Annotated in this window: 2 protein-coding genes; both read left to right on the plus strand. The window is 64.0% G+C overall.

Annotated features, from left to right (window positions below):
- On the plus strand, positions 1 to 334 hold a 334-nt coding region (locus ACM3N8_RS22315; protein ID WP_416016603.1), incomplete at its 5' end, for a VCBS domain-containing protein.
- Positions 307 to 1,728: VCBS domain-containing protein (locus ACM3N8_RS22320; protein WP_416016604.1), on the plus strand; the 1,422-nt coding region annotated here is incomplete at its 3' end. The genes ACM3N8_RS22315 and ACM3N8_RS22320, both read left to right, overlap by 28 nt.

Raw genomic sequence — 1,728 nt, forward strand, 5'->3', positions numbered from 1 at the left:
GACCATCACCGAAGGCGGTGCCTGGACTTATAACGTGGCCAACGGCGACGTGCAGTACCTGGGCCAGGGTGAAACCAGGGTGGAGACCTTCGTGGTCAAGAGCCTGGATGGCACCGAGCATACCGTCACCATCACCATCACCGGTGTGAACGACAGTGCGGTGATCAGCGGCAACGACACCGGAGCCGTGGTGGAAGATGAAACCACCCCGACCCTGATCGAGACCGGCAGCCTGAGCGTGACCGACGTGGACGGGGCGGATGAGGCCAAGTTTGTGGCCGGCAACGNAACGACACCGGAGCCGTGGTGGAAGATGAAACCACCCCGACCCTGATCGAGACCGGCAGCCTGAGCGTGACCGACGTGGACGGGGCGGATGAGGCCAAGTTTGTGGCCGGCAACGGCGTGGCCAGCAATGGCGCGCTGGGCAGCCTGACCATCACCGAAGGCGGTGCCTGGACGTATAACGTGGCCAACGGCGACGTGCAGTACCTGGGGCAGGGCGAAACCAGGGTCGAGACCTTCGTGGTCAAGAGCCTGGATGGCACCGAGCATACCGTCACCATCACCATCACCGGTGTCAACGACAGCGCGGTGATCAGCGGCAACGACAAGGGCGGGGTCACTGAAGATGAAACCACCCCGACGCTGACCGAGACCGGCAGCCTGACCGTGACCGACGTGGACGGTGCCGACGAGGCCAAGTTTATTGCCGGCAACGGCGTGGCCAGCAATGGCGCGCTGGGCAGCCTGACCATCACCGAAGGCGGTGCCTGGACGTCTAACGTGGCCAACGGCGACGTGCAGTACCTGGGCCAGGGTGAAACCAAGGTGGAGACCTTTGTGGTCAAGAGCCTGGATGGCACCGAGCACACCGTCACCATCACCATCACCGGTGTGAACGACAGTGCGGTGATCAGCGGCAACGACAAGGGCGGCGTGGTGGAAGATGAAAGCACCCCGACCCTGACCGAGACTGGCAGCCTGAGCGTGATCGACGTGGACGGGGCGGATGAGGCCAAGTTTGTGGCCGGCAACGGCGTGGCCAGCAATGGTGCGCTGGGCAGCCTGACCATCACCGAAGGCGGTGCCTGGACGTATAACGTGGCCAATGGCGACGTGCAGTACCTCGGCCAGGGTGAAACCAGGGTGGAGACCTTTGTGGTCAAGAGCCTGGATGGCACCGAGCATACCGTCACCATCACCATTACCGGCGTCAACGACAGCGCGGTGATCAGCGGTGCTGACACTGGCGCGGTTACCGAAGATGCCAGCCCGGATGTGCTGACTGACAGCGGCGTGCTGACCGTGACCGACGTGGACGGGGCGGATGAGGCCAAGTTTGTGGCCGGCAACGGCGTGGCCAGCAATGGTGCGCTGGGCAGCCTGCCCATCACCGAAGGCGGTGCCTGGACTTATAACGTGGCCAACGGCGACGTGCAGTACCTGGGCCAGGGTGAAACCAGGGTCGAGACCTTTGTGGTCAAGAGCCTGGATGGCACCGAGCATACCGTCACCATCACCATTACCGGCGTCAACGACAGCGCGGTGATCAGCGGCAACGACAAGGGCGGCGTCACTGAAGATGAAACCACCCCGACGCTGACCGAGACCGGCAGCCTGAGCGTGACCGACGTGGACGGGGCGGATGAGGCCAAGTTTGTGGCCGGTGCGGGCACCCCGAGTGCCGATGCGCTGGGCAGCCTGACCATCACCGAAGGCGGTGCC

The sequence above is a fragment of the Aeromonas sp. A04 genome (assembly GCF_047780465.1).
GTDB classification, from domain to species: domain Bacteria; phylum Pseudomonadota; class Gammaproteobacteria; order Enterobacterales; family Aeromonadaceae; genus Aeromonas; species Aeromonas bestiarum.